14 protein-coding genes are annotated in these 14,601 nt (G+C 34.1%); all 14 read right to left on the bottom strand.

What is annotated here, in order from left to right; translation table 11 throughout:
- Nucleotides 1-35: 35 nt before the first annotated feature.
- The 14 genes from B7697_RS06160 to cpsA all read right to left on the bottom strand — a co-directional run bounded on the left by B7697_RS06160 (nt 36) and on the right by cpsA (nt 14,567).
- On the bottom strand, nt 36-1,088 hold the full coding sequence (locus B7697_RS06160) for a glycosyltransferase (protein ID WP_084950824.1): 1,053 nt from the start codon (nt 1,086-1,088) through the stop codon (nt 36-38).
- A 24-nt stretch (nt 1,089-1,112) separates the two neighbouring features.
- Nucleotides 1,113-2,210: a UDP-galactopyranose mutase gene (gene glf, locus B7697_RS06155; protein ID WP_084950822.1), complete on the bottom strand. Its 1,098-nt coding sequence runs from the start codon at nt 2,208-2,210 to the stop codon at nt 1,113-1,115.
- A gap of 1 nt (nt 2,211) precedes the next feature.
- Nucleotides 2,212-3,636 (bottom strand): flippase, encoded by a 1,425-nt coding sequence (locus B7697_RS06150; protein WP_084950820.1) that lies wholly within the window; start codon nt 3,634-3,636, stop codon nt 2,212-2,214.
- Between the two features lie 151 nt (nt 3,637-3,787).
- Complete coding sequence (locus B7697_RS06145; RefSeq protein WP_049487471.1) at nt 3,788-4,933, bottom strand: oligosaccharide repeat unit polymerase; 1,146 nt, start codon at nt 4,931-4,933, stop codon at nt 3,788-3,790.
- A 23-nt stretch (nt 4,934-4,956) separates the two neighbouring features.
- On the bottom strand, nt 4,957-5,922 hold the full coding sequence (locus B7697_RS06140) for a glycosyltransferase family 2 protein (RefSeq protein ID WP_049487469.1): 966 nt from the start codon (nt 5,920-5,922) through the stop codon (nt 4,957-4,959).
- Nucleotides 5,922-7,016, bottom strand: a complete 1,095-nt coding sequence (gene wecB, locus B7697_RS06135) for a non-hydrolyzing UDP-N-acetylglucosamine 2-epimerase (protein ID WP_033682309.1) — start codon at nt 7,014-7,016, stop codon at nt 5,922-5,924. The genes B7697_RS06140 and wecB overlap by 1 nt, the downstream gene beginning before the upstream one ends.
- Nucleotides 7,013-8,098 carry a glycosyltransferase family 4 protein gene (locus B7697_RS06130; protein ID WP_084950818.1) on the bottom strand — a complete coding sequence of 362 codons (1,086 nt, stop codon included), beginning with the start codon at nt 8,096-8,098 and terminating at the stop codon, nt 7,013-7,015. The genes wecB and B7697_RS06130 overlap by 4 nt, the downstream gene beginning before the upstream one ends.
- Entirely contained in the window at nt 8,073-8,795 is a 723-nt protein-coding gene (locus B7697_RS06125) for a WecB/TagA/CpsF family glycosyltransferase (protein WP_084950816.1), read from the bottom strand. Before B7697_RS06125 ends, B7697_RS06130 begins: the two co-directional genes overlap by 26 nt.
- Before the next feature lie 19 nt (nt 8,796-8,814).
- Nucleotides 8,815-9,600, bottom strand: coding sequence for a LicD family protein (locus B7697_RS06120; RefSeq protein WP_033682339.1), 786 nt, complete (start codon nt 9,598-9,600; stop codon nt 8,815-8,817).
- A gap of 4 nt (nt 9,601-9,604) precedes the next feature.
- Nucleotides 9,605-10,972 (bottom strand): sugar transferase, encoded by a 1,368-nt coding sequence (locus B7697_RS06115; protein ID WP_084950815.1) that lies wholly within the window; start codon nt 10,970-10,972, stop codon nt 9,605-9,607.
- A gap of 22 nt (nt 10,973-10,994) precedes the next feature.
- Nucleotides 10,995-11,678, bottom strand: coding sequence for a tyrosine-protein kinase (locus B7697_RS06110; protein ID WP_084950813.1), 684 nt, complete (start codon nt 11,676-11,678; stop codon nt 10,995-10,997).
- A 9-nt stretch (nt 11,679-11,687) separates the two neighbouring features.
- Nucleotides 11,688-12,380, bottom strand: coding sequence for a capsular polysaccharide biosynthesis protein CpsC (gene cpsC, locus B7697_RS06105; protein ID WP_084950811.1), 693 nt, complete (start codon nt 12,378-12,380; stop codon nt 11,688-11,690).
- A gap of 8 nt (nt 12,381-12,388) precedes the next feature.
- Nucleotides 12,389-13,120 carry a capsular polysaccharide biosynthesis protein Cps4B gene (gene cps4B, locus B7697_RS06100; protein WP_084950809.1) on the bottom strand — a complete coding sequence of 244 codons (732 nt, stop codon included), beginning with the start codon at nt 13,118-13,120 and terminating at the stop codon, nt 12,389-12,391.
- A 1-nt stretch (nt 13,121) separates the two neighbouring features.
- Nucleotides 13,122-14,567, bottom strand: coding sequence for an LCP family glycopolymer transferase CpsA (cpsA, locus tag B7697_RS06095; RefSeq protein WP_042751698.1), 1,446 nt, complete (start codon nt 14,565-14,567; stop codon nt 13,122-13,124).
- Between the last annotated feature and the right edge of the window lie 34 nt (nt 14,568-14,601).

Here is a 14,601-nt window from a genome sequence, read left to right as displayed (position 1 = left end):
CCCTCATCTATCTATTTAAGTCATTTTTAGATTCATTAATTTAAAGCTTGCAATGCAGAAATAAGATAAGAACCGTCACGAATTTTTTGGCCTACAACCTTAGCGTTTTTGACCAAATTCTGATACTCTGCTTGAGACAAATGTTCCAATACTTCTTCTAAGTCAAGTAAACTCTCAACACTAATTCCACACTCTTTTTCTAAGACGAAATTAGCCAAAGCAGATTGTTTCCAAACAATAATAGGAAAACCAGAAGCCAAATAAAGGGAAGCCTTGTGGGAATTATTGTATCTCAAATACTCACCATATACTCCGCTACAAGTTTTAGAACTATCACCATCCCAAACTAAACCAAAGCTTCCTTCTAATGCTGACGGTAGTTCATCTGGAAGAAAGGAACCAAAATAGGTTTCATTGGATAGCTTTCTAGCCTCATCAAAACCAACACCATAGAGGTTATATGCCGGTCTTACAGGCAACTCATATAAGTAACCTGCTTTTTCTTGGGCTAAATTTCCAGCTACAATAATAGCCCCTTCCTTCGATAAATCTTCTTTGTCCTGATAATTCGGGATCAGATAGTCAAAAATGCCTAAACTAACTATTTTTTTCTCAGAAATTCCCTTATCAACAAGCACTGATTTCATAACTGGATTATGAGCAATAAGACCATCAGCTTGTTTCAAAAGACTTGACTCTTGAAGATGAACACGAATTTTATGCTTCAAGGGTACTGTATCCAAATTAGCATAGCGCAAAACTTCTAAATCATGAATAATAAAGTGAACCTTCACTCCTTTACGCTGCATTCTTTTGACTAAATGAGTCGTAAAGAAACTATGATGAAGCATAGGAAATTGAATCAGTAGCTGATCCCCTTCCTTTAACTTAGAGATTGCTTTGGATAAGGCTTTGGCCTTGTGTCGTTGGGCTCTAATAGTCCCCATTTGATACCAATCATCTACCATCAATAACAAAGGACTATAGCCCTCACGAACTACTATTTCTTCAACATCGTTTCGAGCCTTATTCCCCGCATTTCGTGCACCAGAATCCTTCAGAAATTCTTCTTTTAGATAATATTTCATCTATCAATTTTATCCTTCGTTATCTTATTTAAACTCTTCCTCTACAACATTTAGGGCACGTTCAATGACCACATGCATGTCGTAGTATTTATAATCGGCCAAACGTCCGCAGAAAATCACCTTATCATTCTGTGCTGCTTCTTCTTGATACTTAGCAAACATAGCATTGTTTCTCTCATCATTGATTGGATAATAAGGTTCATCTCCTCGTTTCCAATCTGCTGGGTATTCACGAGTAATGACCGTTTTATCTTGCGTACCATACTCAAAATGTTTATGCTCAATAATACGAGTATAAGGAATTTCACGTTCTGTATAGTTGACAACTGCATTTCCTTGATAGTTTTCTTCATCCAGAACTTCATGCTCAAAACGAAGACTACGATATTCTAATTCACCATGTTTGTAATCGAAGTATTGGTCAATCATCCCTGTAAAGACAACTTTTTCAGCAGAAGCTTCTAATTCCTGACGATTGGCAAAAAAGTCAATACCAAGTTCTACTTCTACATCCTTCAGCATATTTTCGATGATGACATTATAGCCACCAATTGGAATCCCTTGGTAACGATCGTTAAAATAATTATTATCAAAGGTTAAACGAACTGGTAGACGTTTGATGATAAACGGTGGAAGGTCAGTCGCAGAACGTCCCCATTGCTTTTCAGTATAGCCTTTGATCAACTTTTCATAAATATCTGGGCCGATCAACTTAATAGCTTGCTCTTCCAAGTTTTTAGGTTCAACATCCTTCATGTGAGCCGTTTGCTCAGCAATCTTATCTTTGACTTCTTGAGGAGTTTTTGTTCCCCACATAGCATAGAAAGTATTCATATTGAAAGGTAGATTATAAAGGCTACCCTTGTAATTAGCTACAGGCGAGTTGATATAGTTGTTAAATTCAGCAAATTGATTCACATAATCCCAAACTTTCTTATTAGAAGTATGGAAGATATGGGCACCATATTTATGGACATTGACTCCTTCTGCATTCTCACAGTAGATATTTCCACCAATGTGGTCACGTTTATCAATCACTTTTACTTTTTTTCCACGCTTGGTTGCTTCATAAGCAAAAATTGCTCCAGACAAACCAGCACCAACGATTAGATAATCATACATATTACACCCCTTTATTTCTGAATAACTGTTGTTTTATATCTCGTAAATTTATAACTTTAAAAATCAAAATCAAACTGATATAAATTATTGCCCCCAAAATAGCAGAAAGTCCTACATTTAACATGGACGGTAAATTCAATAAGTCTTTTACAAAAAACAGAATTCCATACATCAATCCTGATGAAATCATAATTTTTATCATAGATCCTATAATCGGAACATCTCTTAGATAAGAGCGAGTAAAGAATAACTGTATAGCCCAAACCAGAGACTCTGTTAAAACAGATACAATTGCTGCCCCTATATAGCCCAATTTGGGAAGAAAGAGAAGATTTAATCCGACACTAACAATGGCAGGAATTGTGGTTGAAAGCATGAACTCTCTATTTTTATTATGGGGAATCAAAATTTGAATCCCCATAATATTTGTCCAACCAATAAAGAACATTCTTAGAATCATAATAGCTATTGCATAGCGTGCATCTTGAAAATCTTTTCCCAGAAAAAAGTTAACAAAATCATCGTTTATAATTAACATACCTGCCATAATGGGGAAAATAACCAAATTATAAATTAGAAATGACATCTTATGCATTTTATTAACTGCTTTATGATCCCCTGATGATAAAAGATTTGAAACTCGTGGTAACATGACACTTCCCAATGAAGTTACTAGGGTCAATAAAATATTGACAAGCTTCAATGCTTGATCATAGATTCCTACATCTTTTGTTGAAGCCAAAGCACCTAGCATTGTACGATCCAAAGTAACATAGAGCGATATAGCAATCTGAGGTAAAAACAATAAGATAACTGGCTTCAAATGCTGCTTAGCATATTCCCAATCAAAGTGCGGTTTCCCAATAAACTCTCTTGCCGGCAACCACATACTTAATTGTCCCAACAATTCAAAAATGGTAAGCAAGAACACATATAAATATAGGTCGCTAGCTGATTTTATAAATAGAAAAATAGCAATGACGCCAACTAGTTTCACTGTAATATTTCTGACTGTAATTTTTCGAAAATCCTCTAAACCTTGGAATAGCCAAGAAATATCTAAACCTTTAGAAAGTAAACTTAATCCTAAAATATAAGCTACTGGGTTTTGCATTAACGAAAAAGTGAGACAAAGCAAAATATAGAGAGTCAGTGATAAGATGGTTGCTCCAAGTTGTAAAGTATAAATTCCCCAGAAATTTTTACGAATTGTTTTTCGATTACCAGAAATTTCCTTTGTACCATAATTGGCTACCCCCAAGGTAGCCAACAGGATAAAGTAGGTAACAATAGAATTATAATAGCCATAAGTTCCTAAATCATCAGAACTAAATACTCTGGTAACATATGGAGTCGTAATAATCGGTAAAATAATTACTAATAATTGATATGAAAGATTGTATGCATAATTTTTAAGAACCTTCATAGGGAGCATATTCCTCACTTAACTACTATTATAAACGGCGAAAATTAATCTGTACAAAAATGATGATGTTAAATAGATTAAACTTTTTTTGGTACAAAAATCACTTAACTAGCCTCAATTTAGAACCAAGGATACATATAACACAAAAACTTTAAACATCTTGATAATTATACCTATACTTACTCCAAGAAATACCCATCAATAACAATAATGGATTGTACATTAATTCAAAAAATTGTGGATCAAACATTGAATGAAGTATCAATACAATAAAAACAAGCATCTCAACTGTATTAAAGTGTCCTCTTTTATTTAGTTGATAGAAACTATACCAAATAACAACTAGTAGAATCACTCCATAATGCAACAAAATATTTACAAAAGATGAATCAACGTATAAATAATTATCAAAAACAGACGTAGCCCTTTGTTGCAATTCCCAATCAATTCTTTGACCAAACATATGTACACCATATAAAGATAGTGTCTTATGTCCTAAACTTAGTCTTCCTGTCAAAGCTACGTTTAAAATTTGAAAGAGTTTACTGTTTGCGTTATAAAAATAAGTCAAAATGATAGGAATAAGAATCCCTGCAGTCAACGTAATTTTACCAATGGCATTCAGGATTTTTTGACTAACTACTTTATTTTTGAATATGTACACCAATACTAATGCTAGAATTGAAAGAAAGAAAGCTGATTTCGTATCAGTATTAACGTAAAAATAATAATTCAGTATTCCAAACAATAAAATTTCTGACAATCTGATTTTACTTTTTCTTAAATATAGATATACCAAAGTCAGATGAAATAAATAATTAGCACCGAGAGTAACATATTGGTATCCTTGGCTAAAACGGAATCGCCCTCCTAATTGAACCCTCAGCGTATTTTCAATAATGCCAAACTTTAATAGACCATATATAGAAATCATTAAGAGAACAATCGAAACTGTCCAGAGAATCAAAACTTTTCTAAAATTCACATTGTTGATAGAAATAATAAATAGGATTGTTGAAATTATTGTTAGAGCATCAAAAAGCTTATGTGTTGAAATTCCAATAATGATAGCCAAGCAGAAAGCTGAAAAGAAGAATATCAGAAACTTACTCGAGTGTCTCTCTAATAGTAGTTTAAACAGAAGTATGACAATAGACACTATCATAGCAACTATTCGAAAACGATAAATTTCAGGATATTTATAGACTAAATTTGTTTGAGCTATAAAATTAAAAAGCAACCAAATAAAGAAAGCTGAAAAATATAATAACTCTGATAATTTTATTTTTATTTTCATATTTTTACCTAAGTTTGTTTAAATTATCCAATCTTATTTCGAATAGTGTTATACAATTTTGCAGATACGAGAAACAATATATATTTCAATTTATTTTTCCTTGTAACATTTGAATTCGGAATAACATCTTTGAAATATTGAATGTATTCTTTTCTAATTTTATTAACTTCAGCATACATATCTGAACTAAGCATAGCATGTACAATATGCAGACCATTAAAAACATAGCGAACATTCAAGGCTCTTCTCATATCCCTATCACCTGAATAGTCTCGTTCAATATAACTTCTATTCCATTCCATTGCCTTGTAAAAATCTAAGAGACGATCACTATACTTAGAATTTACAATACTTCCTGGTCTTCGATAGTATTTATAAAGATTTAGATCACTAACAGCAATATTTTCACAGGAAGCAATATGCTCATAAGCAAGAGCTAAATCTTCATATAACATCCCTTTAGGATATGGAAACCTTAATAAGATTTCTTTCTTATAGAGTTTACCACCTGAATGTGTCCCAACATAATTTCCATAAAACATTTGTTCTAAAGCTGTTCTACGATCTAATTTTCCAGAATATTTCTCTCTGAAATCTCCTAAAAAATCACTATTTTCATAGTTTCTAACTTCAATCACTGGAGTTGCTACAAGATCAACTCTATACTTATCTCTAAGTTCTACTAAATATTCAATGGCTCTATGGTCATAATAATCGTCTGAATCAATGAAAACAATCCAATCTGTTGAAGATTCTTTTACCCCAGTGTTGCGGGCATTGGACAATCCCCCATTTTCAATATGCAGAACTTTTATTCTATTATCTTCTCGAGCATATTGGTCACAAATTTCTCCAGAACTATCCGTCGAACCATCATCTACTAGGATTATTTCAATATTTTTATATGTTTGTTGTCTTAGACTTTCTACACAATAACTCAAACAGTTCTCAACATTGTACACTGGTACAACAATAGAAATCTGATCCATTATGATAATCCTTCCAAAATGATATCAACAATACGCTCACAAGCTTTTCCATCTCCATATGGATTACTTGCTTTACTCATCTTGCTGTACTCTGTTTCATCTTCTAGAAGCAGTTTGAAATTAGTATAAATATTTTCTTCTTCTGTTCCTACCAATTTCAAGGTTCCTGCAGCAATCCCCTCTGGACGTTCTGTTGTATCACGCATTACCAATACTGGTTTACCTAAAGAAGGTGCTTCTTCTTGCACACCACCAGAATCTGTTAAAATCATGTAGCTTTGATTCATAAAATTATGGAAATCAATGACTTCTAGAGGTTCAATGATTTTCATACGTTCATTGTCGCCAAACACTTTACTTGCTAGCTCACGAACCTTAGGATTCTTGTGAATAGGATATACGACTTTAACATCTTCAAACTCATTCAGGATACGATTAACTGCATTAAACATATTTTCCATTGGTTGACCAAGATTTTCACGTCTATGGGCTGTCAACATGATTAGTTTACTGTCCTTAGCCCACTCTAAAATAGGATGGTCATAATGCTCTTGAACGGTTGTCTTCAAGGCGTCGATGACAGTATTTCCAGTAACATAGATATTCTCTCTTCCCTCTTTTAGAAGATTCTCTTTAGCCACTTCTGTCGGAGCAAAATTGAAATCCGCAATAATTGAAGTAGTCTGACGATTGAATTCTTCAGGAAATGGACTTTGAAGATTATAGGTTCTCAATCCTGCCTCTACATGTCCAACTTTAATTCCCATGTAAAATGCAGCTAAAGCTGTCGCAAAAGTGGTTGTAGTATCCCCATGAACAAGAACAATATCTGGTTTTTCCTGCTCTAAAACGGCTTGAATTTTATCTAAAATACTTGTCGTGATTGTAAATAGTGTTTGATTTGCCTTCATGATTCCTAAATCATAATCAGGAACAACTTTAAAGACATCTAAAACTTGCTCTAACATTTCTTTATGTTGACCCGTTACACACACAAGTGTTTTGATTGAATCATTTTTCTTCAGTTCATTCACTAAGGGACACATTTTTATTGCTTCTGGACGCGTCCCAAAAACTAACATTACTTTTTTCATTTTGAATCTCCCATTAGTTTTTGATAAAATTTACGATAATTCTCTAAAAATAAAGGATAACTAAACTTCTCTTCATAATCTTTTTTAGCTTGATGAGCTAACCTAGTTCTAAGAGTTGAGTCAGTCGCCAGACTCTCAATAGCAGAAGCTAAGGCCCGAGCACCTTTAGCAGGAACCAAGATCCCATTTTCTTTTGTAACAACTTCATTAATGCCAGGAATATCTGTCGCAACCATGGTTTTTCCATTCATAAATGCTTCGATAACATTTAAAGCCAAGCCCTCAAATAATGACGAAGACACTAGGAAATCAAAACTATTAATACACTCGACTATATCCTGTCTATAGCCTAAAAAAGTTATTTTATTCTCTAAATCGAGTTCTTTGACCTTGTTTTCTAATTCGGCTCTAAGCTCTCCATCCCCAACGATAAATAAACGAAGATTTTCATCTGAAATCAAAGAAATAGCATCAATCAAATAGGTCAAACCTTTTTGTTCAGATAATCTTGCAATGCAGCCTAGCTTGATTCCATCAAACTTCATAATCTCGTCAACTTGTCTATTTGACTGTTTCAAGATCACTCCGTTATAGATAACAGTGCTATTTGCAACTCCCACATCATCTTTCAAATTTTGATTAACTGCTTGACCAACTGCAATACTATAGGCATTTTTCAGTGAAAATCTATATAAAGACAACTTATCTTTAAAGACATTATGAGCAGTGTAAACGTGGACTAGCTTGGGATTAATCAGTTTTAATAAACGAATATAAAAAGCTGCCATTCGATGATGCGTATGAACCAGAGTAATATCATTTGTCTTAATAATTTGATAAATAGTAAGAAGCAGCTTCAACACAGTAAGGAGATTTTTGCTGTCTATATCGTGAATTTTATGATGGATAATTCCTTGGGCCTCTAATTTTGATTCCCAAAGGCCTCCTGTAGAAGCTACATGTACACTATCAAACTCATCTTTCAAATCAGAACTCAACTGGTACACGATTCTCTCAGCACCACCAATATCCATCGTTCGTGAAATATGTAAAATATTATTTTTTCGTTTTTCGTTTCTCATCTAAAACTCGCTTAATAAAGGTAACATTCCCTACAAAGTATCGTTTAAAGAGACGCTTTGGCTCATTAGCAACTCGGAACAACCACTCCAAGTTTGATTTCTGCATCCAAAGTGGGGCACGCTGAATGTGACCAGACAATACATCAAAACTACCACCTACACCCATAAAAATAGAATTCACTCCATTATCCATAAATTTTTGGATGATGTATTCTTTTTTAGGTGAAGTAATTCCAACAAATACAAAGTCGGGATTCTTTTCACGAATATTTTCCTGAATATCTTGCTCATCTTCCTCAGAAAAATAACCATTACGATGTCCAACAACTCGTAGATTTGGATACTCTTCTTTAAAATTTTGTAACATATCTTGCAAAACTTCTTCTTTAGCACCAAAAAAATACACTGAATAAGATTTTTCATCGGCTAATTTTAATAATCTTTGCATTAAATCAATTCCAGCAACTCGTTCTGGAACTTGGTAGCCCAAAAATCGAGAAGCTAGAACTACTGATGCACCATCTGCATTGATGATCTCAGACTCGTTAACTATCTTCTTAATAGCTTCATCTGATTGACATTGGTTAATCTTATCAGCGTTTACGCCCATTAAATGAAGAGGACGTTGTTCAATTACAAATTTCTCAACCTCTTGTACTGTTTCATCCATTGTTAAAGGGTCAATTCTGACCCCCATTAAATTAAAACTATTCAAATTAATCTCCCCATGTAGACTCAAAATGACCCTTACGCTCGGCTTCTTTTGGTAACTTCATGTAATCACCATATATTTTTGTTAAATATTCATCTGGGTTTGCATGGCAACTTATTTCTAAGTTCTCAAACTCTAGTAATTGTGGTTCACCGAATACTTCTTTTCTAGCAAGCTCACGTTCTCTGTAAGAGCCTAATACATTACCTACTATTGAACTAGTTTCAAAATCATATTGTTTAATTAGATTTTGTAATTTGTTGTTAATAGTGGCTGTTTTTAGAAGTTTATTTAATTTCAAAACTTTTGATATACTCACAATTGCATTTTCAAAACTTCCCCGATCTCTGTCATGTAGACGATCGATTACCGAAATTTTAGAAAGTGCACGATAGAATTTGATTTTGTTTGTATGAATAAAATAATGAAAACGATCATCTGGATAACCATCCAAAGGAAAAATATCTATGAATGGACTACATAGTTCATCTCCAAATGGAATTTGTAAGGATGTATCCATAATAGAGGTATTACCTAAATTGTCATCATGAAGTCTCAAAATAACATGTTCTGGAAGTTCTTTTTTACAAATAGATAAAAATTTTTCATAATCTTTTCGAGGCATCCCTAAATCCATATCATCATCCCAAGGAATAAATCCTTTATGACGAATGGCTCCTAGCAATGTTCCTCCCAAAGCATAATATCTTAAATCATGTTTACTACAAATAGCAATAAAGTTTTTCAATAAAGATAATTCTCCTAGTTGAATTTCCCTCACTTTATTCATAAAATCACTTCGCTCCATCTCTCATAAGTACAACTTTAATAGTTTTTAGTAAAATTTCAATGTCTTTCCAAATTGTCCAATCGTCTATATAAGCTACATCTAATTTAACAACTTCATCAAAATTCTTAATCTCACTTCTACCACTAACTTGCCAAAGTCCAGTGATACCCGGTTTAAAACTCAATCGACGTTTTTGTTCAGGTGTGTATGTCTCATATTCATCAACTGTTGGCGGTCTTGTTCCCACTAGGCTCATATCTCCTTTCAGAACATTCCAAAACTGGGGAAGTTCATCCAAGCTAGTTTTACGGATAAAGCGACCAATTTTTGTAATGCGAGGATCATTGTCCATCTTAAACATACCACCCTGCATGGTATTTTTCTCCAACAATTCTCTCTTTTTATCCTCAGCATCAATACACATTGATCTAAATTTATAAAAAGTAAAATGTCGGCCGTTTTTTCCTATGCGAGTCTGGGCAAAAATAGCAGGTCCACCATCTTTTCGAATAGCTGGAACTAGAACTATACTAACTAGACCACAAATCATTAAACCAAAAATAGAACCAATAATATCTATGGCACGCTTAGCAATGACATGACTATTCTTATAAAATTTCGTCGAAAAAGTAATGACATTTAGACCAGCCATCCCACGGATTTTCTTGTCACGCCCTAGATTATGGTCAAAAGCATTTAGATTAACCGTTACATCAATTCCCATCGTTTCAAAACGAGAAATAAATTCACCAATATCATATTCTTCACTAGGAAGATTGATAAACACTTCGTCCACAACTTCGTGAGTTGCAAAATTTAAAATATCTTCGACTGGTACGACTGTAATAGTATCATGTTGGAAATTAGGTTTATCTAATACACTAACTGCCACCAGTTCTCCAAAGAAATCACCCGCATCAAGTAATTTATCCATCACTTTCTCAACTCTAGATGTTGCTGTAATCAAGAATAGTTTTTTACTCCATTTCAAATTAGGAAATATCCGTTTCGAATAATACTTGATACAAATATTGACTAGATACATTAGAATCGAGTGTAAGGTTAAGAAATACACCATGCCTCGTCTAGAGATACTAAAGCGTTCTTCTAAAAAGAAATTAGAAAGACTAATTGCCAATGCAAAGAAAATGATATATTTTGTCAAGCGAACAAGTTCAATCAAACTCCCTCGTCTAAAAAAATCTTGACCGTAATCGCTAAAATAAAATACGATGTAGTGGAGAATATATAGGACAATCATTGTTGTTGAAAGAATATCTGTCTCTTTAACAAAACTAAGAGAATACCCCAGTAACACTACTATAAAACTCTGGATTACTGCCAGAGATATTTTTATCCCTTTCTCTTCCATAACTACTTCCTTAGTCTATCCCTTATTTTTTACCGTAAGAACCATACTCACCGTAAGAACCATATTTCTCAGCTGAAGTATTGAATTTATTTAATACAACTCCTAAGAATGGTTTATTTGTTTGTTCCAATTGGCCTTTAGCCTTGAGCACATCTTTTCTATTAGCTTCTCCTGCCGCAGTAACTAAAACAGATGCATCACATTTTTGTGTAATAATAGCTGCGTCGATAACGATACCAATTGGCGCTGTATCAACAATAATATAATCAAAATACTTGCTAAGTGTGTCAATCATTGTGCTAAAATTTTCACTTTGCAATAAAGCAGTTGGGTTGGGTGAGATAGACCCAGCTTGAACCACAAATAGATTCTCAACATTGGTATCACATAAACCATGAGATAAGTCTGTTGTTCCAGATAAAAATTCTGTCAATCCAGTAATTTTTTCACGTGACTTGAAGACACCTGACATGACAGAATTACGAATATCAGCATCTACTAACAGGGTCTTGTAACCTGCACGCGCGAATGCCCAAGCAATATTTGTAGAAGTCGTTGACTTTCCTTCACCCGGTTTTACAGAAGTGATAGAAATTACTTGTAAATTATTTCCACTCAATTGTATATTCGTACGCAAGGCATTATAGTATTCTTCCGCTTTTTTGGCCAGATCTAATTTTTTCTGTGCTATTTCTAATGTCGGCATATCTCTCTCCTATTTCAATTTATCCAGATTTGGAACAACTCCCAACAATGCAATTTGCATAACATCTTCAATATCCTCTGGACGTTTCACTCGTGTATCAACCAGTTCAACGATAAGAACAGCGATAACCGTAAAGACTGTTCCTCCAAGTAGTCCAATAATTGTATTTCTACGAATATTTGGAGAAGATGGTGCTGTAGCCGGACGAGCTTCTTCAAGTGTTGTGACATCAGAAACGCGTGTGATACTGATAATCTTTTCAGCTGCTACTTCTCTCAAGGAGTTAGCAATACGACTAGCTTCCTCAGGGACTCTATCATTAACGGAAATAGATACGATACGAGTATCGACTGGTACAGTTACCTTGACTTTACTAGCCAAAGCTTTTGGTGATAGATCTAACTTCAAATTAGATGTAACTTTTTCCAAAACATCTTGAGACAAAATAATTTCACGATAGTCTTTAACTAAGTATGATCCAGCTTGCAAGTCTTGGTTTGTCAAACCAGGCTTATCTCCCTGATTACGGTTGACTACATAAATCCGTGTAGTACTAGTGAACTCCGGTTTAACGACAAACGCACTATAGGCAAAAGCTAAGGCTCCAGCTACAATTGCTACCAATGCAATTAGAATTTTTCTTTTCCAAAGTATTTTAAGCAGGTGAAATACATCGATTTCCATAGAATTTTGTTCTTTCATATTTTCTCCTAAATTATTTGATCCATTATAATTTTCCTAGGGTTCTCTACAAATAGTTCTTTCGCCTTGGCTCTACCATACTTTTTAGAAATAATCTGATAAGCCTCCTCCATATAAGGGGGTCTACTATCTAAGTTATGCATATCACTTGCAATGACATGAACCAGATCTCTCTCCAAAAAATATTGGGCTCTCTTTTTCATAAATTTATAGGTTTCACCAAAGAGCTTAGGTTTTAGAACATGAGAACTATTTACTTGCGTATAGCATCCCATATCAATCAGTTCCCTAACACGTTTTTCATTGTGTTCCAACGCATCATAACGTTCAATATGAGCAATCACCGGGGTAATCCCTAACATCAAAATATTGCTTAACCCTTTATGAATATCGCGATAGGGTGTATTCATACTAAATTCAATCAAAGCATAACGACTGTTATTGAGAGTAGGAATGCGCTTGTTTTCTAATTTTTCTAGAACATCCGGAGTATAGTATATCTCTGCTCCGTAAGCAATGACCAAATCATCTGCCACTTCTTTAGCAATCTCACGAACCTTTAAAAAATTCGTCGCTATTTTTTCTTCTGGAGTCTCAAACATCCCTTTTCGACGATGGGAAGTCGAAACAATCATCCGAACTCCTTGATTATATGCTTCTATTAAAAGAGCTTTACTATCTTCTATAGACTTTGGCCCGTCATCTACATCAAAGACAATGTGAGAGTGGATATCAATCATATCATCTTCCCTCCATCACATCTTGTATCGCACTTTTAGCAGTTGCTAAACTACTATCATCGATTTCCATCATATAAAGGTTACTATCTGGCATAGCATAAGAAGGAAGTCCCATTCGACCTGTACCTTTGAGGTCTTGAGAGTTGACTTTATAACTACCACCACTCTCCAATTGAGTATTAATCAAATCTATCATCGTTTCGATAGGCATATTTGTTTGAAGGGAATCTTGCAAACCTTGAATAATATCACTATAATTTTTTAAGGCTTCAGTAGAAGTTAATTTCTGAATAATTGCGACAATAACCTTTTGTTGATTACGACCACGGTCACGATCTCCATCAGCCAACGAATAGCGTTCACGAACAAACCCAAGAGCTTGTTCAGAATCTAAATGGACATTTCCTACTGGGAAGTGGAACTTCCCGTGACGAGATGTAAACTCCTGATCATTGTATACATCTACACCACCTAAAAGGTCAATCAATTTCAAGAACGAAGTGAAGTTTAGACGAACATAGTAATTAATATCAACTCCATAAAGATTTTCCAAAGTATGAATAGAGGAGTCAACTCCATAAATACCTGCATGAGTCAACTTATCTTTTTGATTATTCCCGCCGTCAGCAATCGGAACATAAGAATCTCGAGGGGTTGTTGTCAATAGAATTTTTTTTGAATCTTGATTAACAGTCATCAAAATGTTGACATCTGAACGAGAAACTGAACTAATTGGTCCGTAAGTGTCAATACCACTCACATAGACATTAAAGGACTTGTTCTTAGAAACTTTAGGAGCAGCTACTTCTTTGGTGATATTTTTAGTGTAGATTTTCCTAATTTTTGATGCGTAATCAGGGTATTCAGATTCTATAATATTTTCAAAGACGCTATTTAAGACAATCGCTTTTGCTTCACCTGATACCAAGCTCTTATAAGCTGCAAGGTATGAGGTGCTTTGTTCAACCGTCAATTCTTTGCTCTGACTAGTTTTGATATCAGCTATCAATTTTTGAATATTATCATTATCAGTATCCGTAGGTCCTGTAACACTATCTAATTGCGTGACATTATGAACGTCACTATCTTTCAGAACAACAACACTCATTGAGTATTCTGAGTAATTTGACGTAGAATTGATATGACTAGTAAAGCCGACAAATTGTTGCAGTGCAAAAAAAGAAACTGAACTCATTAAAATAGCTAGTGTTAAAAAGAAAATTGTAAACTTTTCTGCTTTTCTATAAATGATCAAAAGCAGACTCGCTAAAGCGACCAAAATCACTACAGCTGCCGTCATAACATTCAGGTATCTAAACGCCAATATATTATGTCTAAAAATCAAGAACAGCAAAAAACCACCCAATAATACATAAATGGTTAATAAAGCTATATTAATGCTCCGCTTAACTTTACCCGAACGGGCTCTTTTTGAACGTTTATTCATAGTTTTCCCCTATATGTTGATTATCAGAATTATT

The organism is Streptococcus mitis (assembly GCF_002096895.1).
GTDB classification, from domain to species: domain Bacteria; phylum Bacillota; class Bacilli; order Lactobacillales; family Streptococcaceae; genus Streptococcus; species Streptococcus mitis_AH.
Note: the sequence above shows the minus strand (reverse complement) of the source record. Positions and strands in the feature narration are given on the sequence as shown.

Excerpts from the sequence above, each read along its gene's own strand:
- B7697_RS06110 (WP_084950813.1), bottom strand. The coding sequence starts at position 11,678 with ATGCCGACATTAGAAATAGCACAGAAAAAATTAGATCTGGCCAAAAAA.
- wecB (WP_033682309.1), bottom strand. The coding sequence starts at position 7,016 with ATGAAAAAAGTAATGTTAGTTTTTGGGACGCGTCCAGAAGCAATAAAA.
- B7697_RS06150 (WP_084950820.1), bottom strand. The coding sequence starts at position 3,636 with ATGAAGGTTCTTAAAAATTATGCATACAATCTTTCATATCAATTATTA.
- B7697_RS06120 (WP_033682339.1), bottom strand. The coding sequence starts at position 9,600 with ATGAATAAAGTGAGGGAAATTCAACTAGGAGAATTATCTTTATTGAAA.
- B7697_RS06125 (WP_084950816.1), bottom strand. The coding sequence starts at position 8,795 with ATGGGGGTCAGAATTGACCCTTTAACAATGGATGAAACAGTACAAGAG.
- cpsA (WP_042751698.1), bottom strand. The coding sequence starts at position 14,567 with ATGAATAAACGTTCAAAAAGAGCCCGTTCGGGTAAAGTTAAGCGGAGC.
- cpsC (WP_084950811.1), bottom strand. The coding sequence starts at position 12,380 with ATGAAAGAACAAAATTCTATGGAAATCGATGTATTTCACCTGCTTAAA.
- cps4B (WP_084950809.1), bottom strand. The coding sequence starts at position 13,120 with ATGATTGATATCCACTCTCACATTGTCTTTGATGTAGATGACGGGCCA.
- glf (WP_084950822.1), bottom strand. The coding sequence starts at position 2,210 with ATGTATGATTATCTAATCGTTGGTGCTGGTTTGTCTGGAGCAATTTTT.
- B7697_RS06130 (WP_084950818.1), bottom strand. The coding sequence starts at position 8,098 with ATGAGAAACGAAAAACGAAAAAATAATATTTTACATATTTCACGAACG.
- B7697_RS06140 (WP_049487469.1), bottom strand. The coding sequence starts at position 5,922 with ATGGATCAGATTTCTATTGTTGTACCAGTGTACAATGTTGAGAACTGT.
- B7697_RS06160 (WP_084950824.1), bottom strand. The coding sequence starts at position 1,088 with ATGAAATATTATCTAAAAGAAGAATTTCTGAAGGATTCTGGTGCACGA.
- B7697_RS06145 (WP_049487471.1), bottom strand. The coding sequence starts at position 4,933 with ATGAAAATAAAAATAAAATTATCAGAGTTATTATATTTTTCAGCTTTC.
- B7697_RS06115 (WP_084950815.1), bottom strand. The coding sequence starts at position 10,972 with ATGGAAGAGAAAGGGATAAAAATATCTCTGGCAGTAATCCAGAGTTTT.